22 protein-coding genes are annotated in these 21,747 nt (G+C 71.1%); 10 read left to right on the plus strand and 12 right to left on the minus strand.

Features of this window, described 5'->3' with window-relative positions:
* Window positions 1-2: 2 nt before the first annotated feature.
* A complete protein-coding gene (locus tag G406_RS0128240; protein WP_028936365.1) occupies window positions 3-692 on the plus strand; it encodes a VOC family protein in 690 nt (229 codons plus the stop codon).
* On the opposite strand, the gene G406_RS0128245 is transcribed toward G406_RS0128240, so the two are convergent.
* A complete protein-coding gene (locus G406_RS0128245) occupies window positions 693-2,030 on the minus strand; it encodes an aminotransferase-like domain-containing protein (protein ID WP_028936366.1) in 1,338 nt (445 codons plus the stop codon). It lies immediately after the preceding gene.
* Window positions 2,031-2,120: 90 nt separating this feature from the next.
* On the opposite strand from G406_RS0128245, the gene G406_RS0128250 reads away from it, so the two are divergent.
* Window positions 2,121-2,741 (plus strand): DJ-1/PfpI family protein, encoded by a 621-nt coding sequence (locus tag G406_RS0128250; protein ID WP_028936367.1) that lies wholly within the window; start codon window positions 2,121-2,123, stop codon window positions 2,739-2,741.
* An 84-nt stretch (window positions 2,742-2,825) separates the two neighbouring features.
* Here G406_RS0128250 and G406_RS0128255 read toward each other — a convergent pair whose 3' ends face one another.
* Together G406_RS0128255 and G406_RS0128260 are read right to left on the minus strand one after the other, a co-directional pair.
* Window positions 2,826-3,602, minus strand: a complete 777-nt coding sequence (locus tag G406_RS0128255) for an LLM class flavin-dependent oxidoreductase (RefSeq protein WP_028936368.1) — start codon at window positions 3,600-3,602, stop codon at window positions 2,826-2,828.
* 45 nt (window positions 3,603-3,647) lie between these two features.
* A complete protein-coding gene (locus tag G406_RS0128260) occupies window positions 3,648-4,604 on the minus strand; it encodes a helix-turn-helix domain-containing protein (protein WP_051342784.1) in 957 nt (318 codons plus the stop codon).
* Between the two features lie 82 nt (window positions 4,605-4,686).
* Here G406_RS0128260 and G406_RS0128265 point away from each other — a divergent pair, with 82 nt between their 5' ends.
* Window positions 4,687-5,442, plus strand: a complete 756-nt coding sequence (locus G406_RS0128265; protein WP_028936370.1) for an HD domain-containing protein — start codon at window positions 4,687-4,689, stop codon at window positions 5,440-5,442.
* A 21-nt stretch (window positions 5,443-5,463) separates the two neighbouring features.
* Here G406_RS0128265 and G406_RS0128270 read toward each other — a convergent pair whose 3' ends face one another.
* Complete coding sequence (locus G406_RS0128270) at window positions 5,464-6,333, minus strand: MurR/RpiR family transcriptional regulator (protein WP_028936371.1); 870 nt, start codon at window positions 6,331-6,333, stop codon at window positions 5,464-5,466.
* 34 nt (window positions 6,334-6,367) lie between these two features.
* Entirely contained in the window at window positions 6,368-7,522 is a 1,155-nt protein-coding gene (locus G406_RS0128275) for a cobalamin-independent methionine synthase II family protein (RefSeq protein WP_028936372.1), read from the minus strand.
* A 212-nt stretch (window positions 7,523-7,734) separates the two neighbouring features.
* On the opposite strand from G406_RS0128275, the gene G406_RS0128280 reads away from it, so the two are divergent.
* The 4 genes from G406_RS0128280 to G406_RS0128295 all read left to right on the plus strand — a co-directional run bounded on the left by G406_RS0128280 (window position 7,735) and on the right by G406_RS0128295 (window position 10,776).
* On the plus strand, window positions 7,735-8,541 hold the full coding sequence (locus G406_RS0128280; protein ID WP_064743093.1) for a phytanoyl-CoA dioxygenase family protein: 807 nt from the start codon (window positions 7,735-7,737) through the stop codon (window positions 8,539-8,541).
* Window positions 8,538-9,131 (plus strand): phosphonate degradation HD-domain oxygenase, encoded by a 594-nt coding sequence (locus G406_RS0128285; protein ID WP_051342785.1) that lies wholly within the window; start codon window positions 8,538-8,540, stop codon window positions 9,129-9,131. The genes G406_RS0128280 and G406_RS0128285 overlap by 4 nt, the downstream gene beginning before the upstream one ends.
* Before the next feature lie 26 nt (window positions 9,132-9,157).
* Entirely contained in the window at window positions 9,158-9,964 is an 807-nt protein-coding gene (locus G406_RS50470) for a YmdB family metallophosphoesterase (RefSeq protein ID WP_169736802.1), read from the plus strand.
* Window positions 9,965-10,035: 71 nt separating this feature from the next.
* Window positions 10,036-10,776 carry a type 1 glutamine amidotransferase gene (locus G406_RS0128295; protein ID WP_028936375.1) on the plus strand — a complete coding sequence of 247 codons (741 nt, stop codon included), beginning with the start codon at window positions 10,036-10,038 and terminating at the stop codon, window positions 10,774-10,776.
* Here the strand turns inward: G406_RS0128295 and G406_RS0128300 are convergent.
* The gene (locus tag G406_RS0128300; protein WP_211241269.1) at window positions 10,759-11,457 is read right to left on the minus strand and encodes an enoyl-CoA hydratase/isomerase family protein; all 699 of its coding nucleotides are present in this window, start codon (window positions 11,455-11,457) and stop codon (window positions 10,759-10,761) included. The genes G406_RS0128295 and G406_RS0128300 overlap by 18 nt on opposite strands.
* Window positions 11,457-12,992, minus strand: a complete 1,536-nt coding sequence (locus tag G406_RS0128305) for an aldehyde dehydrogenase (protein ID WP_051342787.1) — start codon at window positions 12,990-12,992, stop codon at window positions 11,457-11,459. Before G406_RS0128305 ends, G406_RS0128300 begins: the two co-directional genes overlap by 1 nt.
* Before the next feature lie 138 nt (window positions 12,993-13,130).
* Between G406_RS0128305 and G406_RS0128310 the strand changes: the two genes are divergently transcribed.
* Entirely contained in the window at window positions 13,131-13,790 is a 660-nt protein-coding gene (locus G406_RS0128310) for a GntR family transcriptional regulator (RefSeq protein WP_028936378.1), read from the plus strand.
* An 85-nt stretch (window positions 13,791-13,875) separates the two neighbouring features.
* On the opposite strand, the gene G406_RS0128315 is transcribed toward G406_RS0128310, so the two are convergent.
* Together G406_RS0128315 and G406_RS0128320 are read right to left on the minus strand one after the other, a co-directional pair.
* A complete protein-coding gene (locus G406_RS0128315; RefSeq protein WP_245607237.1) occupies window positions 13,876-14,388 on the minus strand; it encodes a SixA phosphatase family protein in 513 nt (170 codons plus the stop codon).
* The gene (locus G406_RS0128320) at window positions 14,385-14,705 is read right to left on the minus strand and encodes a hypothetical protein (protein WP_156935202.1); all 321 of its coding nucleotides are present in this window, start codon (window positions 14,703-14,705) and stop codon (window positions 14,385-14,387) included. Before G406_RS0128320 ends, G406_RS0128315 begins: the two co-directional genes overlap by 4 nt.
* A 24-nt stretch (window positions 14,706-14,729) precedes the next feature.
* On the opposite strand from G406_RS0128320, the gene G406_RS0128325 reads away from it, so the two are divergent.
* Entirely contained in the window at window positions 14,730-15,176 is a 447-nt protein-coding gene (locus tag G406_RS0128325) for a TraR/DksA family transcriptional regulator (RefSeq protein WP_245607238.1), read from the plus strand.
* A 269-nt stretch (window positions 15,177-15,445) separates the two neighbouring features.
* Window positions 15,446-16,021, plus strand: coding sequence for a TetR/AcrR family transcriptional regulator (locus G406_RS0128335; protein WP_028936382.1), 576 nt, complete (start codon window positions 15,446-15,448; stop codon window positions 16,019-16,021).
* Window positions 16,022-16,072: 51 nt separating this feature from the next.
* On the opposite strand, the gene G406_RS0128340 is transcribed toward G406_RS0128335, so the two are convergent.
* The 3 genes from G406_RS0128340 to G406_RS50475 all read right to left on the minus strand — a co-directional run bounded on the left by G406_RS0128340 (window position 16,073) and on the right by G406_RS50475 (window position 21,631).
* Window positions 16,073-16,264, minus strand: a complete 192-nt coding sequence (locus G406_RS0128340; protein WP_156935203.1) for a hypothetical protein — start codon at window positions 16,262-16,264, stop codon at window positions 16,073-16,075.
* Between the two features lie 169 nt (window positions 16,265-16,433).
* Window positions 16,434-17,780, minus strand: coding sequence for a M1 family metallopeptidase (locus G406_RS0128345; RefSeq protein WP_028936384.1), 1,347 nt, complete (start codon window positions 17,778-17,780; stop codon window positions 16,434-16,436).
* Window positions 17,771-21,631 (minus strand): Pls/PosA family non-ribosomal peptide synthetase, encoded by a 3,861-nt coding sequence (locus G406_RS50475; protein WP_037078567.1) that lies wholly within the window; start codon window positions 21,629-21,631, stop codon window positions 17,771-17,773. Before G406_RS50475 ends, G406_RS0128345 begins: the two co-directional genes overlap by 10 nt.
* Window positions 21,632-21,747: the final 116 nt, after the last annotated feature.

Below are 21,747 nucleotides of genomic sequence, written 5' to 3' on the forward strand. Positions count from 1 at the left end.
ACGTGCGACTGGCTAAACCCCGGCTGGACATCGGCCTGTTCACCGACGACATCGAGGCGCAACGGGAGTTCTGGGGTGGGCGGGCCGGGCTGCGGCTGGATCACGAGCTGACCCTCGAACGCGGCTGGGTGCAGCACCGGTTCGACGCGCATGGATCGGTGGTGAAGGTCAACCACCTCGCCGAGGGCGTCCCGTTCCGGCCGCCGTCCGGCATCACCGGGCTCGCGGTGGCGGTCCAGGGACGGACCGAACCGTGGACCGGCTCGCATCCCGGAGGTGACCGGGTCGCACTGGTACCGCCGGGCACCGACGGCGTGACCGGCATCGGCGTCACCTTGGCCAGCTCGGATCCCGACCGGCTGCTGGGCTTCTACACCGACGCGCTGGAGTTCGAGCCGGTAGCGCGGGACACGGTCCGCTGCGGGGAGTCGCTGCTGACCGTGGTCGAGGGCGCGAGTGGGTCCGAAGCCGACGACGTGATCGGCCCCGGGTTTCGGTACCTGACGGTGCAGGTCTTCGACGCCGACACCGAGATGGCGGCGATCGTGCGGCGTGGCGGCCGGATCGCCAGGGCGGCGATCAGTTTCGCCGGTGTCGCCCGCTTCGGGTTCGTCGCCGACCCGGACGGGAACTGGATCGAGATCTCCGCCCGCACGTCGCTCACCGGCATCGAGGTCGGCTCCGAACGCTGATCAGAGTCGAGCGTCGTCCTCGATCACGTGCCGCACCGTCTCCAGCGTGTCCCGCAGCTCCGTGAGATTCACCGACCCGAGCGCGAGTCGCAGCGCCTGTGGCGGGTGCGCCGAGGTGGCGAAGGGTTCGGCGGTCGAGACGGAGATGTGTCGCCGGGCCAGCGCGGCGACGGTGCGATCCGCGCGTGCGTCCGGCGCCAGGGGCAGCCAGAGGAAGTAGGACGATGGGTGACCGACGTACCCGAGCCCGTCGAGGACCTCGCGCGCCACTGACTGCCGTCGCCGGGCATCGGCACGTTTGTCACGCTCGAGCCGCTCCACGGTGCCGTCGTCGAGCCACCGGCACGCGATCGACGTGGTGATCGCCGGGGTGTTCCAGGTCGTGGCCCGGATGGCGCGCTCGATGGAGGGGACCTGGGCCGGGGGAGCCGCGACGAAGCCGACCCGAAGGCCGGTGGCGAGGTTCTTGGACAGACCGGAGACGTAGGTGGTGATCTCCGGGGCCAGCGCCGCCAGCGGAGAGGGGGCGTCCTCGGCGAGGTAGGCGTACGAGGCGTCCTCGATGATGCGCAGGTCGTGCCGGCGGGCGATCGTGATCAGGTCGTCGCGTGCGGCGCCGTCCATCACCCAGCCCAGCGGGTTGTGCAGCGTGGGCATCGCGTAGAGCGCGCGGACCGGCCGACGGGCGCACAGCTCGTCCAGCGCATCGAGGTCCGGCCCCGACGGCGTCACCGATAGCGGAGCGAGTTCGAGACCGAGTGTGTGCGCGAGGATCTTGAAGCCCGGGTAGCTCAGTGCGTCGACCGCGACGAGGTCCCCGTGCGCGAGCGTCGCCATGATCGTGACCGCGAGACCCTGCTGCGCACCGTTGACCATCAGAATCTGGTCCGCGCTCGGCGTGAGCCCCCGGGACCGGAGGTGCCTGGCGACCGCCGCCCGGTCCTGCGGCCGACCCCGGTGTGGCTGGTAGTGCAGCAGCGCTTCGAGATCGCCCTCGGCCGCGAGCTCCCGCAAGGCACGCCGCAGCAGGCCCGTCTGGCCGGGGACCGAGGGATAGTTGAAGTTGAGGTCGACGGTGTCCGCTGCCACGGACTGTTGGTCGATCCCGTGGCCCGGCGGCAGCGCCGCGTCGCGTACGAAGGTGCCACGTCCCTGCTCGCCGCTCACCAACCCCATGGCCTCGAGCTCGGCGTAGACCCGCGACGCGGTCACCAGCGCGATGCCCTCCGAGGCCGCGAGCTGGCGGTGGGTCGGCAGCCGTGAGCCCGGGAGCCTCCGTCCCGAGCGAATCTCCCGCGCGAGTGCGTCGACGAGACTCTTGTACCGGGGAAAACCCACAGCGCGATTGTATCCATGACAATTATTCGATTGTCCTGAAGGAGCGTCCTAATCTGATGGCGCGAACCGCTGACTCGAAGGAGCTCGACAATGCACATCGCCATCCTGACGTTCGAGGGCTACAACGAACTCGACTCGCTGATCGCTCTCGGGGTGCTCAACCGTGTGCAGCGGCCCGGCTGGCGGGTGTCGATCGCGAGCCCGACCCCGACCGTTCGGTCGATGAACGGGGTGGTGATCCATTCGATGGCGGGACTCGAGGACGCGTGCGCCGCGGACGCGGTCATCGTGGGCAGCGGTTCCCGGACCCGTGAGGTCGTCGAGGACAGCGCGATAATGGGCGTCCTGCGCACTCTCGATCCCGAGCGTCAGCTCCTGGCCGCCCAGTGTTCCGGAACCCTGGTCCTCGCCAAGCTCGGGCTGCTCGGCGACGTGCCCGCGTGCACCGACCTGACGACCAAACCGTGGGTCGTGGCGGCGGGCGTCGAGGTGTTGAACCAGCCGTTCTACGCCAGGGAGAACGTCGCGACGGCCGGTGGCTGCCTCGCGTCGCATTACCTCGCGGCATGGCTGATCAGCAGGCTCGTCGGCAGGAGCGAAGCTGAGGACGCGCTGCACTACGTCGCACCGGTGGGTGAGAAAGAGGAGTACGTGGCGCGTGCCATGCGCAATGTGGCTCCGCATCTCCCGGTGGATCTCGCCGTGCTCTAGCGCCAGTTCCGTGATCACCACCGTCTGAAGGCTGTACCGCAGCGGGAGAACAGCGCTCGTGCGGTGGTGATCATGGAAGTCGGTTCAGGACAGGGCGGTGATGATGGCCTCGGGCTCGGGGTGCTCCTCGGTGCCCTGGAGGATGACGGTGTCGGCCCCGGCCGCAGCGAACTCCTCGACGCTGTCACGGACCTGGTCCGCGCTGCGCGGGTCGACCTCGACGAACACCACGACGGTCGAGCGACCGGGACGTCCGGCCGCACGTCGGGCCTCGTCGACCGTCGCCCGTGCCGCGCGGACGCCGGCCACGTCCACCACCGCATCGAGCAGCACACCGTCGGCGAGCTCGCCCGCGCACCGGATGGTCCGGGGTCCTCGGCCCCCGATCAGCAGTGGTGGGACCTCGCGCGGCGGCCAGTCGAGCGCGACGTCCTCCAGCTGGATGTAGGTGCCGGCCGTCCGCACGGTCTCACCGTGCAGCAGATCCCGGACCGCGCCCGCGTACTCGGCGAGGAGCGTCATCGGCGACCGGACGCGGCCGCCGACCTGTCCCATCCAGTCGCTGACACCGTGACCGAGAGTGGGCATGAACCGGCCCGGGAACAGCCGCGCCAGCGTGGCGATCTCCATCGCGGTGAGCGCGGGGTTCCGCAACGGAACCGGTAGCAGCCCGACCCCGACGCGCAGTCGATCGGACCAGGCGAGGGCGGCCGTCGCGGACGTGAGACCGCCTTCCAGGAAGCAGTCCTCCCACAGCCACAGCTCGGCGATCCCGGCGGACTCGGCCGCCGCTACCACGGCGCGCAGCCGCTCGGGAGGCTCCTGCGGCCGGAACACCACGCCTGTCGTCGGGTTTCCCATCGATCGGACCTCCGGGTGTCGTGCGGACCGCGCTCCGGAGCAGTGTCACCGATGACGCTCCCGGAACGCACGTCGATAGGTGGACGGGGTGACCGCGGTGTGACGGCGGACGTGCTTGCGGAGCGCCTCGGCGTTGGGGAAGCCGGTGAGCCGTGCGATCCGGTCGAGGGAGGCGTCGCCGGTCTCCAGCAGCTCTCGGGCGCGGGCCACGCGTTGCGAGAGGATCCACTGCGTGGCGCTGACGCCGAGCTGAGCCCGGAACTGTCGAGCCAGGGTCCGCTCGCTGACCCGCGCATGGCGTGCGAGCCGGGTGACGGGCAAGGGTTCGTGCAGGTGGCCCAGCGCCCACTCGAGCAGCGGTGCGAGTGTGCCGTCAGGGACCGACGGCACCGTCTGCGGGATGAACTGGGCCTGACCGCCGTCGCGGTGCGGGGCCACGACGTTCCACGAGGCGATCCTGGCGGCGGCCGCCGCGCCCAGCTCGCGGCGCACTAGGTGCAGGCACATGTCCAGGCCCGCGGCGAGCCCGGCCGAGGTGACGATGTCGCCGTCGTCGATGTACAGCTCCCGCTCCCGTACGCGTACCCGGGGGAACAGGCCGGCGAGCTGCCCACTGTAGGCCCAGTGGGTCGTGGCCGGCCGGTCGTCGAGCAGCCCCGCGTAGGCCAGGACGAACGCGCCGAGGCAGATGCTCGCCACCGTCGCACCCGATGACCGAGCGGCGCGCAGCGCGTCCACCACGGCGTCGCCTGGCGGCCGGTCATGGGGATAGCGGGCGGGCACCACGATCAGGTCCGCGTCGGCGAGTGCCGCCAGCCCGTGGTCGACCACCAGCCCGAGCCCGTCCGCCGTGCGGACCACGCCGGGCCGTTCGCCACACACGAGTAGCTCGAAACCCGCCGGTTGGGCGTCGAGGCCCGGGGCGAAGGTCTGGACGGTGCAGCCGACCTCGAACGTGACCACCCCGTCGAGGGCGAGTGTGCGGATCCGGAACGCGGCTATGGGCTGAGTATGGCTGAAAAGTCGGTAAACCTGTCTTTCCGGCCACTCACCAGGTCAGCGGCCGAGATGGTTGGGTTCGATCATGGGTGCACCTGAAGGAATGGACTGGTCCTGGGCGGTAGCGACCGGTGGCGCGCTGAGCCGCCGCCAGCGCCGTCAACTGCTCACTCCGCTGCTGCGGACCGCGGTCGCCTATTCCGCCACCCGGGCTCGCCTGGCGGTGGGACGGCGGGGCAGCGGCGGGGTCGATCTGGACGCGCTGCGGTGGCCGGACTCGAAGCTTGCCCGCGCGGCGGAGGAAGAGGCAAGGGAGACCTGCTCGGCGGACGTACTCGCGCACTGTTACCGCACCTACCTGTTCGGTCTCTCGCTGGCCGCGATCGACGGCGCCGCCGTCGACGAGGAGCTGTGCTACGTCGCCTGCCTGCTGCACGACCTCAATCTGGGCGACCCCACCCCGGCCCGATGCTTCGCGGTGGTCGGCGGCGAGCGGGCCGAGCGGTTCGCGCTCGACCACGGCGAGCCGGTGGACCGCGCGGCGACGATCGGCGCCGCGATCGGCGGGCACCTCACCGGAGGCCAGAACGAGGACCTGTCCCACCCGGGCGGCGTCGTCTCCGGGGGCGCGTTCGTCGATGTCACGGGGACCCGCATCGACGAGCTGAGCGCCGGCTGGGTCGACTCGCTGCTCACCCGCTACCCGCGCCACGACTTCAAGCGACGCCTGCGGACGTACTGGGCGAGCGAGTCGGCTGCCGTCCCCGAGGGTCGCGCGCGCCATCTCACCCGCACCGTCGGATTTCCGCTGCTCGTGCGGCTGGCACCGTTCCCCGAGTGAGCGTGGGCCTACGGAACGGCGCTAGATGCGGTGGTCGGTGAGGGCGTCGGCGGCGAGCTGCTGGGCGGCCTTGGCCCGGTCGAGGTCGGCGAGATAGACCGCGACGTACAGGGCGTCGAGGACGGCGATGTGGGCGATACGGCTGGTGATGGCCTCCATGCGGTAGTCGGTTTCGCGGGAGCCCGCGACGAGGGCGACGTCGACCAGCTCGGTGAGGGGTGAGTTGAAGAAGCTGGTGATCGCGATGGTGGTCGCGCCCGCCTCGCGGGCGGCGCCGACGGAGCCGAGGGTCTCGCGGGTCTGGCCGGTGTGGCTGAAGCACAGGCAGACGGCTCCGGGGCGTAGGAGCCTGGCGGTGACGTGTTGGACGTGGGCGTCGGCGGGTGCCTCGGCGGGTAGGCCGGCGCTCCTGAAGCGGTAGCCGGCGTCCTGGGCCAGTGGCGCGGAGGTGCCGACGCCGAGGCACAGGAGCTGGCCTGCGTCTCGTACCAGGGTGACCGCCCGGCTGAACGCGACGGGGTCGACCGTGGCCGCCGCGGCGGTCACCGCGGTCGCGGTGCTGGTGAGGACCTTGCCGAGGATCGTGGGCGGCGGATCGTCGGCGGTGACGTCCTCGTGGAGCCCACGCTCGGGTGGGATGGTCTCGGCGGCGAGCCGAATCTTCAGGTCGGCGAAGCCGCGCAGGCCGATGTCCTGGCAGAACCGCACGACGGTGGCGACCGAGGTGTCGGTGGCGGTGGCGAGGTCGGTCACCGTGAGGTGGATGACGTCCAGCGGGTTGTCCAGGATCGCCTGGGCGATACGCCGTCCCCTGGCGGTGAGCGCGGGCATGCCGGCCCGGATGTGGGCCACGACCGAGCCGGGGGTCGGTTCCGGGGAGACCGTGCTCATGGGGCGAATGATGGCACGGCCGTCCGTCGAGGGCTCATGGCCACAGCCGGTCGGTGGCCAGGCGGGCGCCGGCGGCGAGGGTGTTCAGCTTGGCCCAGGCCAGCGCCGGATCGACGGCCAGGAAGGTGGCGAACGAGGCGAACCCGCAGTCCGTGGCGGCCAGGACGCGTTCACGGCCGAGTAGGGAGGCGAACTGGACGATCCGGTCGGCCACCAGCTCGGGGTGTTCGATGTAGACGCTCGAGGTGTCGATCACGCCGGGCATCAGCACCTTCTCCTCGGGCACGGTGAGGTCCTCGAAGACGCGCCACTCGTGCGCGTGCCGGTGGTTGGCCGCTTCGAAGACCAGACCGTTCGGGCGTAGCCGCAGGATCGTGTCGATGATGTCGCGCAGCTCGACGTCGCGGTGATGAGGACCCTGGTAGTTGCCGTAGCACAGGTGGACCCGGACCAGGTCGGGGTCGATGTCGCGGACCGCGTGGTTGATCGCCTCCACGTGGATCTCGGCGCGACGCCGGAACCCGTCGAGGTCGAGGTGCGTGTAGAGGATGTGGCGGCCCATGGCCAGGTCCGGAGCGTCGATCTGCAGGATGAGGCCGGCGTCGGCGATCGCCCGGTACTCCTCGCGCATCGCGTCGGCCAGGGCGAACAGGTAGTCGTCCGGGGTGGGGTAGTGCTCGTTGGGCAGGTAGAGCGCGATGACTCCGGGTGAGGCCGCGTTCAGGAACGGTTCGACGGCCGGCTCGGCGCCCAGCGCGGCGCGGAAGTTGTCCAGATCGGTCCGCAGGTCCGCATGGCCGGTGTAGGTGACCTCGTCGACGCACGTGGGGGTCGCGGTCGCCAGCCCGGAGAGGGAGGCCTCGGCCATACCCGGGTAGTCGTCGAGGTCGGCGATGCTCAGGCCGCCACCCTCGGGTACCGGCGCCTCCTCGAAACCGGACAGCCGCTCCTTGGCGTAGGTCGCGTAACCGATCTTGCTCATCTCGCCGTCGCTGACGACGTCGACGCCGTTCTCGATCTGGGTGCGCACGGTCAGGGCCACCGCGTCGGTGATCGCCGCGGGCAGCGCGTGTTGCGCCGCCGGCTCCAGCGTGCGGTTCTCCCTGGCCAGGATCATCCCGGCCAGCTCGCCGGGGCGCGGCAGGCTGCCGACATGGGTGGTCAGGGTGCGTTCGGTGCTGCGTCTCATCGATGTGTCTCCAGGCTCGCCGGCGGTGGTACGGGTGACGAAGCTAGGGCCGCGGTGAAGCGCGTCACCGAACCTGGAGTGAACAACGGAATGAAACTTCATTACATCTATCTCGGTCAGTGTTGAAGATGTATTCCGTCCGATCTAGCGTGACATCCGCGATGTGGTGGACGGTCACCGATCGCTCTCTCGACCGATCGGGGATGCACACGATGACCACAGGACCAGGGCAGCCGCCGACCGTGGACGGGCTCGACGTCGCCGCCTTCCGGCGCGACGGCCATGTGTCGGTGCCGGACTTCCTCACCGACGCCCGGTTGCACAGCCTGCGTGGCTGGGTGAGCGAGATCGAGGCGTGGCCCGAGGACGGGGGTGGGTGGTTCCAGCACGACGAGCTGGGCGAGCGAGGTGTCGTGCGGACCCGCACGGAGAACTTCTCGCCGTTCCACGACCGGCTGTGCGCGCTCGTGACCACCGGCGCACTTCCGGCGATGGCCGGACTGCTGCTGGGCGAGCCGGCGGTCCTGTACAAGGAGAAGGTCAACTACAAGCACCCGGGTGGTGCGGGTTTCGCCGCGCACCAGGATGCACCTGCCTACCCCCACCTGCCGGTGAGCGTGAGCTGCCTGCTCGCGGTGGACGACGCGGGCGTCGAGAACGGTTGCCTGGAGCTCGCCTCGGGGATGCACCAGCGGCTGCTGCCCACCGACGACGACGGGTGCGTCCACCCGGACGTCGCCGAAGACCTGACCTGGGACCCGGTGCCCGTCACCGCGGGGTCGCTGTTGTGGTTCCACAGCCACACCCCGCACCGCAGCGCCGCCAACTCGTCCGACCGGTCCCGCCGTGCCCTGTACCTGACCTACAACGCGCTGTCGGTGGGCGACCTCCGGGAGGCCTACTACACGGACAAACGTGCCGCCTTCGCCGCGCTCGGCGGCAGCGGCGTCGCCGGGGCCCAGCGGGTCAGCCTCATCGGCCACTTCCAGGGCATCGCGCCGCCCAGGAGCCCACGATGAACGCGCCCCTGCCGTGGCCGCCGCCCACCTCCGCGTCCGACGTGGTGGATGCCCTGTTCACCCTCTACGCCGACCGGGGAGCCACGTACTACGACGAGGCGGTGACCCAGACCGAACACGCGCTGCAGACCGCGGCGCTCGCCGAGGCCGACGAGGCACCCACGGAGCTGGTCGTGGCTGCCCTGCTCCACGACGTCGGTCATCTGCTGGTCGGCGAACACACCGGCCACGCCGGATTCCTCGCCGACGACCAGCGGCACGAGCGGATCGCCTCGTCCGTTCTCGGCCGTTGGTTCCCGTCGTCGGTGATCGGGCCGATCGCCCTTCACGTGCCGGCCAAGCGTTACCTCGTGGCCACCGACCCGGGGTACGCCGCCTCGCTGTCGACCGCCTCGACACGCAGCCTCGCAGTACAGGGCGGCCCGATGAGCAGCGCCGAATCCGCCGCGTTCAGCAGGCGGCGCTACGCCAACGAGGCCTGCCGGTTGCGCCGCTGGGACGACCGGGCCAAGACCGAGGGACTGCGGACCGCGCCGGTCGAGCATTACCGGGACGCCGTGCGCGGCCTCGTACGCCTGGAGGAGCGATGAACCCGGCCGCGAACGGATCAGGTCCGATGACGGTTCTGGCGGTGGGCGACGTCGTCGGTGCCGAAGCCGCGACCTGGCTGGCCGGGCGTCTCCCCGAGCTGCGCGAGCGGCACGAGGTCGACTGGGTGGTCGTCAACGCGGAGAACTGTGCCGTCACCGGTCCCTCGCCGATGGACGGATTCGGCATGACCGTCGAGGTGATCGACACCCTGCTCGCCGGCGGGGTGGACGCCGTCACCGGGGGCAACCACTCGTGGGACGGCCCCGATGTGGACGAGGTGCTGGCCTACCCCCAGGTCGTGCGCCCGATCAACCTGGACGAGACCCGAGGCCGGGGGCTGCTGACCCTGCGGCGGGCCGACCGGACGCTGACGGTGCTCAACCTGCTCAGCCCGACCGCCGCCCTCCCGGGGATGAAGGCGCCACAGCCGGCACCCCTGTGGCCCGCGTGGACGAACCTGCGCGCGACCGAGCCGCTTCCCGGGGCGATCCTCATCGACCTGCACGGCGAGTCGCCCTGGGAGAAGGCCTCGTTCGCCGCCGCGCTGGACGGGGAGATCAGCGCCCTGCTCGGTACGCACACCCACGACCCGACCCTGCGTGGCCACATCCTGCCCGCCGGAACCGGTTACCTGACCGAGCTCGGCATGACCGGGCGCCTGGGGTTCACCGGTGGTGGCTTCGACCCCGCGCACTTCGCCGCCCGGCTACGCGGCGAGGACCACACCGCACTTCCTCCTTACCGGCTGGCCACGGGCGAGCTCTCGCTCGGTGCCGTCGTGGTGCGCGTGGACGCGACCGGTGCAACCACGTCGATCACCCGGGTCCACTAGTTCGGCGACGCGACACGGTCCACGGCGTGCCGGAAGATGGACCTGATGGACGACCCTGGTGAGGAGAACGGATGACCGAGCCGTCGGTGTTGGTACTGCAGCACATCGCCTGTGAGCCTCCCGCGCTGTTCGAGGACGTTCTCCGCGCGCGAGGGGTGGAGCTGACCCGTGTCGAGGTCGACGAGGGCGAGCCGATCCCGGAGCTGCGCGACTTCGCGGCGGTGATCGCGATGGGCGGCCCGATGGGGGCGTACGAGGACGAGCGCCTTCCCTGGTTGGTGGCGGAGAAGGCGGCCATCCGGCGCGCGGTGGAGGCCGGCGTGCCGTTCTGGGGCGTGTGCCTCGGGGCGCAGCTGCTCGCCGCCGCCCTCGGCGCCCGGGTGTACCGGGGCGCCGAGCCTGAGGTGGGGGTCAGCCCGGTGCGGATCACGGCGGCGGGAGCCTCGGATCCGGTGTTCGGTGGGCTGCCCCCGGAGTTCCCCTCCCTGCAGTGGCACGGTGACACGTTCGACCTGCCGGCCGGCGCGGTACTGCTGGCCGAGTCGGATGCCTATCCGCACCAGGCGTTCGTCGTCGGACGTGCCTACGGACTGCAGTTCCACCTGGAGGTCACCCCGGGGCTGGCGGCGCAATGGGCCGCGGTGCCCGAGTACGCCGCCTCCCTGGAAGCGGTGAAGGGTCCCGGCGCCGCCGAAGACCTGCTCGAGGCCATCACGCGTTCGGCCGGGGAGACGGCCGCGCTGGCGATGCCGCTGTTCGAGCGGTGGCTCGACGAGGTCGTGGCGCCCGCCGCGTCAGTCGGCCCGGCGTAGTGCGGCGACGGCGAGGCGATCGATGCTGGTCTCCAGCGCCTGGTCGTCGTCGAGCGACCGCATCGCACGCAGCATGTCCTTGATCTCGGCATGGATTCGGGGTGGGCCCGCCAGCAGGGTCTGAATTCGGCGGTCCACCTCCGAGTCCAGGTCGGCCGGGGGCACGACGTCGTTGAGCAGGTCGAGCGCGCGGGCCCGGTCGGCGTCGATCGGGGCGCCGGTCGCGGTCATCCAGAACGCCTCGCGTTCACCGACCAGCCGAGGTAGCCAGGCCAGCCCCAGCGCCGGGGCGAGGTTGATGTCCACCTCGGGGAAGGAGAACCGGGCCTGCGAGGCGGCCACCGCGACGTCGCACATCGCCACCAGACCGACGCCGAACCCGGCCGCGTCGCCGTGCACGGAGGCGACCGTGACCAGCGGGCTGTCCCGTACCGCCCGGTGCAGCTCGACCAGGGTCGCGGTCTCCGCGCGCAGCTCGGCGGGTGTGGTCGCGGCCCGCTCCCGGCCGAGACAGAACGCCCCGCCCGCCCCGCGCAGCCGCAGGACGTGCGCGCCGGAGGGCGGATGACGCAACAGGGCGGCGAGCTCGACACAGGCCGCCACGGTCAGGAGGTTCCCCGGCGGCGCGTTCAGCTCCACCTCGATCAGGCGGCCGTCTCCGGGTGTGGTGATCGTGATCATCAGTTCAGCCGCTCCGTCGCCACTCCGCCGTACCAGTCGACGTCGTCCGGTGCGGTGCGCACGGTCACCGCCCGCTGGTAGGTGAAGTCGTTGAACGACTCCCAGCCACCTTCCTTGCCGATGCCGCTGTCCTTCACCCCGCCCCACGGTGAGCACGGATCGAGCCGGTGGTGGTCGTTGATCCACACCATGCCCACCTCCAGCTGGCCCGCGACCCGATGGGCCCGAGCGACGTCGCGGGTCCACACCGAGGAACCGAGACCGAAGCTCGAGTCGTTGGCCAGCCGGACCGCATCGGCTTCGTCGTCGAACGGGATGGCGACCACGACCGGTCCGAAGATCTCCTCCTGGGCCACCCGCATGTCGTTGTGCACGTCGGCCAGGACGGTCGGTTGCACGAAGAACCCGTCCGGGAACCCGGGGACGGACGCCGCCGCGCCACCGCTGGCCACCCGGGCACCCTCCTCACGGGCACCGGCGACGTAGCCGAGGATGCGGTCGCGGGCGCGCCCCGAGATGACCGGGCCGAGCTGCGTCTCGGCGAGAGCCGGGTCGCCGATCCGGATGGTCTCGGCGACCCGGACCAGCGCCGACACGACGTCGTCGTACACCGAACGCTGGATGAGCAGCCTGCTGCCGGCGATGCAGGTCTGCCCGGCGCCGATGAACCCGCCGAACGCGAGCCCGCGCGCGGTCGCCTCGATGGGCGAGTCCTCGAACACCAGCACCGGCGACTTGCCGCCGAGCTCCAGCGTCGCCTTGGCGAACCGGCCCGCCGCGGCCAGCGCGATCGCGCGGCCCGGCTCGGTGCCTCCGGTGAACACCGCCTTGCGGACCAGCGGGTGCTCGGCCAGCGCGGCGCCCGCTGTTGGCCCGAGGCCGGGAACCACGTTGAGCACCCCGTCGGGCAGTCCGGCCTCGCGGGCGATCTGGCCGAGCAGCAGCGCGGTCAGCGGGGTCTGCTCGGACGGCTTGAGCACCACGCTGTTGCCGGTGGCCAGTGCGGGCGCGACGCTCTTCGACGCGATCATCATCGGGTGGTTGAACGAGGCGAGTGTCCCGATGACGCCCATCGGATAGCGGGTCAGATAGGAGTGGTACGGCCCGCGCAGGGGAGCGACCGCGCCCCGGTCGGCCAGCAACAGTGCCGCGTTGTACCGGTACCACTCGGGCAGTCGGGTGATCTGGGCCTTGGTCTCGGTGATCGGCCGGCCGTTGTTCATCGTCTCGAGCCGGTACAGGTCCTCCATCCGGGCCTCGATGCCGTCGGCGAACCGGTTGATCGCCCTGGCCCGGTCGTGGATCGCCAGGTCCCGCCAGACCCCGGAGCGGAAGGTCTGCTCGCCGTTGCGCACGGCGGCATCCACGTCCTCCGGGCTCGCACCCGCCACGTCGACGAACACCTCACCGGTGGCCGGGTTGGTCACCGGGATGCGTTCGGCGTGCCCGTCGACCTCGCGGCCGCCGATGAGCAGTCCGGTCGGGAGGTCGGCGGGCAGGCCACTGGTCCGCGCGCCCGATTCGGTCACCGTCATGCGCTCGCCTCTCGTATACCAAGTGAGAAATCCGTATACAGGTGACGGTAAACGGATACGATTGAACACACAACCGATGTGGCCGAGATACTGTGCGGCGTCATCAGCGAGCAGCGACGTCCAGGAGGGAGCCTGCCGGTGGCACACGGATCCGAAGCGAGCCGGGTCGCCGACGCGCTGCGTCAGCGGCTCTTGACCGGCGACCTGCCGTCGGGTACCCGGCTGTCGCAGGGCAAACTCGCCGCCGAGTACGGGGTCAGCAGGATTCCGGTGCGCGACGCGCTACAGCTGCTGGCGGCCGAGGGCTTCCTGGACATCGGTCCGAGCGTGGCGCTCGTGCGCGAGCTGTCCATCGCCGAGCTCCAGGAGCTGTACGACCTGCGGCTGGCCGTCGAGCCCATGCTCACCCGGTTCGCGGTGCCGAACGTGGGACTGGCCGAGATCACCCGGATGGAGAGCCTCGAAGCCGAGATGGAGTCCGGTCCGGAGCCCCGGCGCTGGCTGGCGGCAAACGCCGAGTTCCACGCACAGGTCTACACGCGCGGCAACCGGCCGAGGATGATCGAGCTGACCACCCAGCTGCGCCGGCTGATCGACCGTTACCTGCACCTGCACGTCGGCATGTTCGGTGACATGGCCCCGCTGCACGCGGAGCACCGGGCCATCCTGGACGCGGTCCGCGCCGGGAACGCCGATCAGGCCGCCGAGCTCACCCGCGAACACCTGGCCAACTCACACCGCCTGGTCCTCGGCTACCTCCTGGAACACGAGCTGCTCGGCGCGACCGCCCCGCGCTAGCCCCACCGGCGACTTCGCAGAGCCAGCTGTCGTGTCGCAGACACTGCAGTGCCTGCGACGCGACACGAACGTCTGCGAGGTGCGACTAGAGGTCCGGGCGGGGAGTGACCTGCGCGTCCAGGGTCGCCCAGCCGGGGGCGATCGCGGACCAGTCGCCGGGGCCGGACAGCACCGCGATCGACGAGGTCTTCAGCACGCAACTCACGCGGGAGACGCGGGTGACCAGGTCTTCGAGTCCGGGGTTGTGCCCGATCAGCAGCACCGTCGCGGCCTCGGCGGGGGACCGGCGTGCCGCGGCCGTCAGGTCCGTCGGCGACCCGGGGTAGAGCCGATCCTCGATGCGCATCTCCGGCACGGTGTCGAGCTCCTCGGCGACCGCCGCCCAGGTCTGCGCGGCCCGTCGCGCCGGCGAGCACAGCACCAGGTCGATCGCCCCGACGTGCTCGTTCAGCCAGCGGCCGGCCAGTGGAGCCTCCCGCAGCCCGCGAGCGGCCAGAGGGCGATCACGGTCGGCGACCCCGTCCGGCCATGAGGACTTGGCGTGGCGGAGGACGACGAGGCGGCGGCGCATGAGGGCATTGTCCTCCTCGTCGATCACGGTGCCGGTGCCTCGCCCTCGACCGCCGTGACCGCCGTGATGTCGGGCCCGTGGTTCGGCTCGATCTCCCCGATCCGCAGCCGGTACGTGTGACCGGCCTCGACGTCGTGCTCGAGGCCGAACCGGTACTTCGCGACGATCAGCCGTCCGCACTGTGTGGTGTCGAGATGACCGTCCTGATCGTCGTCGGTGCGGACGACCTTCGTGATCGTGCAGACGGCGTCGCGCTCGTTCAGGTACTCGTATCGGTTCATGTCCCACCAGATGTACAGGGGACCGCCCACCAGCACGAGCGCGTACGCTCCACAGACCAGCATCTTCTCTCCGAGCCCCACGGCCCGATGATCCCCTGGCCGGCACGCGTCGGCCAGCTCGGCGAACCGCCGCTCGTAGTGATCGACGTCGAATCCGGGCGGGGGACCATGGGAGAAGAGAGTCCGGACGCGCTGCTCGCGATGGAGCGGGAGTCGACGGGTCGACGCGCGGCGTCGCTGCAACGGCAGGTCGAGGAGCTGGCCGAACAGCAGTCCCTCACCACACACGACGACGAGCACGACCCCGAGGGCGTGACCATCGCCTCGCAGCGGGCCCAGCTGCAGGGCCTCCTCGCGGGTGCTCGCGCCGAGCTGGAGGCGATCGACCACGCCCTGGAACGGCTGAGCGCAGGGACGTACGGGACCTGCACCGGATGCGGCGGCGACATCGCGCGCCAGCGGCTGATGGCACTGCCGGCGACGACGACCTGCATCGACTGCGCACGGCGCGCCGCGACCCGGCGTCGTCCCTGAGCGGTCCTCACCTCGACTTCGCAGAGCTTCGCGTCGTGTCGCAGACACTGCAGCGTCTGCGACACGACACGAACGTCTGCGAGGTCGTGGGCATCGCGGCCGTTCTCGACCTTGGCTTCGATGTCATGGCCCGGCAGTAGGAACGTCGCCCTGTTCAGCACCTTCTTGACCGCCGCTGTCTCCTGACGCAGCGAACCGGTGAAGGTCGGGTTGCGCGGGAGACGGTGGCTGCGGTGCTCGGGGCGAAACTGACCAGGCAGTATTAGCTGATGGCACGAGAACGGGCGACGGACACCACCGCGCTGGTCGCGGCGGCGGCCGAGGCATTTCGCCGCAAGGGGTACCGCAACGCCACGATCGACGACATCGCCGAGGCGGCCGGAATCTCCCGACCCACGGTCTACAAGTACACCCGCAGCAAGCAGCACCTGCTCGATCTCATGGTCGACGAGGTCACCGGCGATCTGGGCAGGCGGATCAAGGTGATCCTGGGCAGCGGTGAGCCTCCCGAGGCCAGGCTGCGAGGCATGATCTCGGCGCACATCGAGGCGGCGCTGGCCAATCGGACGTTCTACGCGATCGTGTTCAGCGAGGAGGTCGAGCTGTCCGACCAGGGCCGGGAGATCTTCCGTTCCTGGGCACATGCCCGCACGCAGGACTTCCGTCTACTGCTGGACGAATGCCTCCCGTCGGGCGCGGGCGTCGACACGACGATCGCGGCCAACCTGGTCCTGTCCATGCTCGCCACGCTGTACCGCTGGTACGACCCGGCGGGGCCGATCACGCCCGGGAAGCTGTCCGACCAGATCGAGAAGGTCCTCGGCGCTCTCTTCAGCTCCGATTAGCCTCACCGGTCCGGCCAGCGTCACCTTGCAGAGCGAAGTCGGTATGGCGGATCAGTCGGTGGAGACTCGGGGGGTGGGGAGCATGGACTCGTCGAGGCGGTGGGCGGCGGTGGCGATCCAGTACAGATCGCACGGCCATGCCACATCCTCGCCGCAGCCTACGCAGCTGCCGCCGAGTCCCTGTACGTGTTCAGCTTCGACTCGCACTCGCAGGTCGGGCATCCGCGCCAGCACCGTGGTCATCAACATGTCCGGATCAACGCCTGCCCGGGTGATGGGGAACGGCCGCAGACGCCATATTGGTCGTTTCAGCGACGGACGGTGAGATTATTGAGACGAATGGTGCTCATGCGGCTGAACTGAGAGTCTGATAATCACACTAAGTGGTCGAGGCGACTGCAGTAGGTGACTGTCAACGATCTCGGCAGTCGAGCCCGGGCAGGGCCGGCCGGCGCAGCCAGGCGGTGAAGAACGCCGTGAGATCGCCGCCTGCGTGCTGCCCGGCGAGCTCGACGAACCGGTCGGTGGTCACGGTCGAGTGCCGGTGCCGCGCCGCCCAGTCCCGCAGCAGCGTGAAGAACGACTCGTCGCCCAGCCGCCCGCGCAGCGCGTGCAGCACCAGTGCGCCCCGCTTGTAGATCCGCTCGTCGAACATCCGCGCCGGCCCCGGGTCGGCCAGGACGAGATCGGCGGGCTTGGTCGCCATCCGGGTGTGCCAGTCCCGGGCGTGCGCGGCGGCGGCACGGCCGCCCGAGGCTTCCGACCACAGCCATTCCGCGTAGGTGGCGAAGCCTTCGTTGAGCCAGATGTGGCTCCAGTCGGCGACCGTGAGGCTGTTGCCGAACCACTGGTGGGCCAGCTCGTGGACGACGAGCCGCTCGTGGGTGCGGCGCCCGTCGACATGGTTCGCTCCGAAGATCGACATACCTTGCGCCTCGATCGGGTCGTCCAGCTCGTCGTCGGTGACGACGAGCTGATAGTTGCCGAACGGGTAGGGGCCGAAGAAGCCCTCGAGCGTGGTCATGATCGCCGGGTGGCGGCCGAGGTCGCGCGTGGCGTTCTTGCGCAGCCGCGCCGGCAGCAGCGCGATCTGCGGAACCGGACCGGCCGCCAGCTCCACCTCGTCGTAGCGCCCGATCTGCACGCTGACCAGATAGGACGCCGTGGGCTCGGCCCGTTCGTACACCCACGTCCTGCTACCGGCGGAGCGGCGCCGCGTGGTGAGCACACCCGTTGCGGCGACCGTGTACGGCGCGGCCGTGGTCACCGCGATGCGGTAGGTCGCCTTGTCCGACGGGTGGTCGTTGCACGGGAACCAGGAGGGCGCGCCGACGGGCTGGCTAGCGACGAGCGCGCCGTCGGTCAGCTCGTCCCAGCCGACGTCGCCCCATCGGCTGGACACCGGAGCGGGGTTGCCGACGTAACGCACCTCGACGGTGAACCGGCCCTCGACGGCTCGCGCGGGCGTGACGTGCAGCTTCTGGCCGTCCCGGGTCGAGTGTGACTGGCTGAACCGGGCCGGCCGGCCGTCGACGTGCACCTTGGACACCCGGAAAGCGGCGAGATCGAGGCTGAAGCGGGTCAGCGTCGCGTCGGCCACGGCGGTGAGCACGGCTCGCCCGCCGATCCGGTTGGCCACGAGCTTGTAGTCGATGTCGAGGTCGTAGTGCTCGACCCGGTAGCCACCGTTGCCGTGGGTGGGCAGGTATGGGTCCTCCGACCGGGCCGCGCCGACCGTCCCGCCTCGGTTCAGTCCCACGTCGTGATCGGGTTGCCCAGCCAACGGGACGCGGAAGGCACGGAGTCCCCGCGCGTGACCAGCGAACCCGGCCCGACGGTCGTCCCCGCGCCGATGCCCGCGCCCGGCAGCACGATCCCGTTCGGCCCGAGGGTGGCTCCCTCGTCGATGTGCACCTCGTCCATGCTCATGATCCGATCATGGAACAGGTGAGTCTGCACGACGCAGCCCCGGTTGATGCACGAGCCGTCGCCGAGCCGCACGAGGTCGGACTCGGGCAGCCAGTACGACTCCAGCCACACACCGCGCCCGATGCTCGCGCCCATCGCGCGCAACCACGCGGTGAGCACCGGGGTGCCGCTCGCCGGGCCGGCCAGCCACGGTACGGCCAGCACCTCGACGAACGTGTCGGCGAGCTCGTTCCGCCACACGAACGAGCTCCACAGCGGGTGCTCCACCGGCCGGAACCGGCCCACCAGCAGCCACTTCATCGCCGTCGTCACGCCAGTGGCGACACACCCGGCCACCACCAGCAGCGGACCGGCGAGCAGCGCGGCCACCACGAACCCGGCCGAGGACTGGACCACCATCAGCGACCCGGCGACGAGCACCGCGAGCGCGAGCGAGCACATCACCGGAACCACGCGGCTCAGCTCGATCAGCCCTCGCGCGGCCCTCAGCCTGCGCGGCGGGTGGAACGTGCGACTGGTGTCTCCCCGCTCGACCGTCCTGCGCAGCGGCATCGGGGGCAGGCCGAGCCAGGACGAGCCCTTCTTCGCCTTGCGCGGTGTCGCGGACAGCACGCCGACGAGTCCTCGGTTGGGCACCGAGCGACCCGGTGCGGTCATCCCGGAGTTGCCGAGGAATGCCTGTTTACCGACGCGTGAGGGCGCCACGTGCAGCCAGCCGCCGGACAGCTCGTAGGTTCCGACCATCGTGTCGTCGGCGAGGAACGCGCCGTCCGCGACCGTGGTCATCCTCGGCAGGGCGAGCACCGTCGAGGCCTCGACGTCACGGCCGACCTTCGCGCCGAGCAACCGCAGCCATGTGGCGGTGAACTGGCTGGAGTACAGCGGGAACAGGTTGGTCCGTGCCATGCCCATCAGGCGCTCGGTCGTCCAGACCTGCCAGCCGGCACGGCTGTGCACCGGGTGGAAACCCTCGGCCATGCCGATGCCGAGCAGCCGCACCCCGGCGGCGACCAGCGCCGCGAACGTCACGAGGTAGGCCACCGTCGCAGGGGCGACCATGAGGAGCGCGTGACCGGCCGCCGCCGACGGGGATGTCGTGCCCGCCACCCCGTTGGCGACGATCACGAGCGCCGGCACCGCGGCCACCGAGGGCAGGAGACCGAGCAGCGTCGACGTGAGTCCGTAGGCGAGCGCCCAGGCGCGCGAGCGGGCCGGTCGGGACGACGGCCAGCGCACGCCGCTCTTACCGGTCCGCGCGGCGGGCGAACCCGCCCAGCGCTGACCGGCGGGCACCGCGCCGCGCACCGTCGATCCCGCCACGATCTCGGCGCCCTTGCCGATGCGCGTACCCGGCAGCAATGTGCTGCGCGACCCGACGGTCGCACCGGAACCGATCCGGATCTTTCCGATGTGCACGACGTCGCCGTCGACCCAGTGACCGGCGAGATCCACCTCGGGCGCCACGGCCGCGCCGCGGCCCAGCTTGAGCAGACCCGTCACGGGTGGGGTGGAGTGCAGGTCGACGTCTTTGCCGATCTTCGCGCCGAGCGCGCGGGCGTAGCGCGTTGTCCAGGATGCGCCGGAGACGCCGGTCGCTCCGGACAGCTCCGCGAGACGGGTGGCCGCCCACAGCCGCACGTGCACCGAGCCACCGCGCGGATAGCTGCCGGGACGCACACCGCGGAGCAGTACCCGGGCGCCACCGGCCGCGATGCCGATCCGGCCGGCCGGGCTGAACAGCACCAGCCAGGCCAGGGCGAGCGACCACCACGGAACCACCGGCATCCACGGTGTGTGGGCCCAGGGGAGAAGGGCGGCGGCGACGGTCGAGATCGCGGTGGCGACGCTCGTCCAGCGAAGACCGACCAGCGCCAGGATCGGCACCATGAGCAGGGCCTGCCCGAGCGCGGCGAGCCGGGGCGTCGGAGCGACGTCACGCAGTCTCGTCGTGGTGGCGTCGAGCGCATCCAGGTGCGCGGCCAGTGCGCCCAGCTTCGGGTTCAGGTAGATGTCGTGGACCGACACCCGGGGATGCCGGGTCCGGATCCGGGCCACCAGCTGGGCCGCCGTGAGGCTGCCCCCGCCGTGGTTGAAGAAGTCGGCGTTCGGGTCGGTCACCGGTACCCCGAGGATCTCCGCCCACCCCTCGGCCAGCCAGCCCTCGGTGGGCGTCAGCAGTCCTGAGGTGACGGGATCGACACCGTCGGCGGCCGGCAGCGGCCAGGGTAGTGCGTCCCGGTCGACCTTCCCGGACGTGCGGGTCGGCAGGTCGTCGACCACGGCGAGCAACGGCACGAGCGCGGCGGGAAGCTGCTCGCGCAGTGCGAGCGCCGCGACGTCGGTGTCCAGGTCACCGTCGGGCACCACGTAGCCCACCAGTACCTGGTTGCCCGCCCGGGTACGGCGCACGGCGGCGGCCGCGCCCCGGACGCCGGGCAGCGTGAGCAGTGCGGCGTCGACCTCACCCAGCTCGATGCGCCGCCCGCCGAGCTTGACCTGCTCGTCGGCGCGCCCGAGGAACAGCAGCCCCTCCTCGTCCGCGCGGACGACATCGCCGCTGCGATAGGCGCGCTCCCAGCCGAGGGAGGGCAGCGGGGCGAACTTGGCGGCGTCCTTGGCCGTGTCGAGGTAGCGGGCGAGGCCGACCCCGCCGATCACGAGCTCGCCGCTCTCGCCCATCGCGACCGGTTGGCCCGCGCCGTCGACGACGGCGAGAGCCCATCCGTCGAGCGGGAGCCCGATCCGGACCGGGCCTTCCCCGGTGAGCTGGGCAGCGCAGGCGACGACGGTGGCCTCGGTCGGTCCGTAGGTGTTCCACACCTCGCGGCCCTCGACGGCGACCCGCTCGGCGAGCTCCGGCGGGCACGCCTCTCCGCCGAAGATCAGCAGGCGCACGTCCTCCAGCGCCTCGGTCGGCCACAGCGCGGCGAGCGTCGGAACAGTGGACACGATGGTGATCCGTTGCGCCTGCAGCCACGGTCCGAGGTCGACGCCGGTACGCACCAGCGCGCGGGGCGCCGGGACCAGGCAGGCACCGTGCCGCCACGCGAGCCACATCTCCTCGCAGGACGCGTCGAACGCGACCGACAGACCCGCCAGGACGCGGTCACCCGGCCGGATCGGCTCATCGGCGAGGAAGAGACGAGCTTCGGCGTCGACGAACGCCGCTGCCGCGGCGTGGCCCACCGCGACTCCCTTCGGGGTGCCCGTCGAACCGGACGTGAAGATGATCCAGGCGTCGTTGTCCGGGCCGGGCGCTCCGGGCGTACCGATCGACACGCCGCGCATCGTGACGGCGCCGCCGTCGCCGAGGACCGCGCACACTCCGGCCTCACCGAACACGAGCTCGGCGCGCTCGTCGGGGTCATCGGCGTCGACCGGAACGTACGCCGCGCCCGCCGCGAGCACCGCGAGGATCGCTACGTACAGCTCGGCGGTCCCGGAGGAGAGTCGAATCCCCACCCGGTCGCCGACCCCGACACCGGCGAAGGCGAGGCGGCGCCGGACGACGTCGACCTCCTCGACCAGCCTGCGGTACGTGAGCACCGTGGCACCGGCGTCGACGGCGGGTTCGGTGGGATACCTCGCGGCGGTCTCGGCGAGCACGTCGAGAAGGGTGCGGCGGGCCGGTGCGAGCGCGGCAGGGTAGAGCGCGGGGCCCCGGGTGAGCGCGAGCGTCACCGTGCACCGCCCCTGAGCGGCGTCGTGCGGGCACAACAACGGCAGCGACCAGCGCGGGGACGCATGTCTCACCTTCCTGGTGAACGTGCTGTGGCACCTGCCGGGCCGAGGAACTG

This window comes from Actinospineispora spinosispora DSM 44797 (assembly GCF_000429025.1).
Lineage (GTDB): Bacteria > Actinomycetota > Actinomycetes > Mycobacteriales > Pseudonocardiaceae > Pseudonocardia > Pseudonocardia spinosispora.

Coding starts and splice junctions, on each gene's coding strand:
- G406_RS0128250 (WP_028936367.1), top strand. CDS start 2,121: ATGCACATCGCCATCCTGACGTTCGAGGGCTACAACGAACTCGACTCG.
- G406_RS0128255 (WP_028936368.1), bottom strand. CDS start 3,602: ATGGGAAACCCGACGACAGGCGTGGTGTTCCGGCCGCAGGAGCCTCCC.
- G406_RS0128265 (WP_028936370.1), top strand. CDS start 4,687: ATGGGTGCACCTGAAGGAATGGACTGGTCCTGGGCGGTAGCGACCGGT.
- G406_RS0128270 (WP_028936371.1), bottom strand. CDS start 6,333: ATGAGCACGGTCTCCCCGGAACCGACCCCCGGCTCGGTCGTGGCCCAC.
- G406_RS0128275 (WP_028936372.1), bottom strand. CDS start 7,522: ATGAGACGCAGCACCGAACGCACCCTGACCACCCATGTCGGCAGCCTG.
- G406_RS0128280 (WP_064743093.1), top strand. CDS start 7,735: ATGACCACAGGACCAGGGCAGCCGCCGACCGTGGACGGGCTCGACGTC.
- G406_RS0128285 (WP_051342785.1), top strand. CDS start 8,538: ATGAACGCGCCCCTGCCGTGGCCGCCGCCCACCTCCGCGTCCGACGTG.
- G406_RS50470 (WP_169736802.1), top strand. CDS start 9,158: ATGACGGTTCTGGCGGTGGGCGACGTCGTCGGTGCCGAAGCCGCGACC.
- G406_RS0128295 (WP_028936375.1), top strand. CDS start 10,036: ATGACCGAGCCGTCGGTGTTGGTACTGCAGCACATCGCCTGTGAGCCT.
- G406_RS0128300 (WP_211241269.1), bottom strand. CDS start 11,457: ATGATCACGATCACCACACCCGGAGACGGCCGCCTGATCGAGGTGGAG.
- G406_RS0128305 (WP_051342787.1), bottom strand. CDS start 12,992: ATGACGGTGACCGAATCGGGCGCGCGGACCAGTGGCCTGCCCGCCGAC.
- G406_RS0128320 (WP_156935202.1), bottom strand. CDS start 14,705: ATGCTGGTCTGTGGAGCGTACGCGCTCGTGCTGGTGGGCGGTCCCCTG.
- G406_RS0128325 (WP_245607238.1), top strand. CDS start 14,730: ATGATCCCCTGGCCGGCACGCGTCGGCCAGCTCGGCGAACCGCCGCTC.
- G406_RS0128335 (WP_028936382.1), top strand. CDS start 15,446: ATGGCACGAGAACGGGCGACGGACACCACCGCGCTGGTCGCGGCGGCG.
- G406_RS0128340 (WP_156935203.1), bottom strand. CDS start 16,264: ATGACCACGGTGCTGGCGCGGATGCCCGACCTGCGAGTGCGAGTCGAA.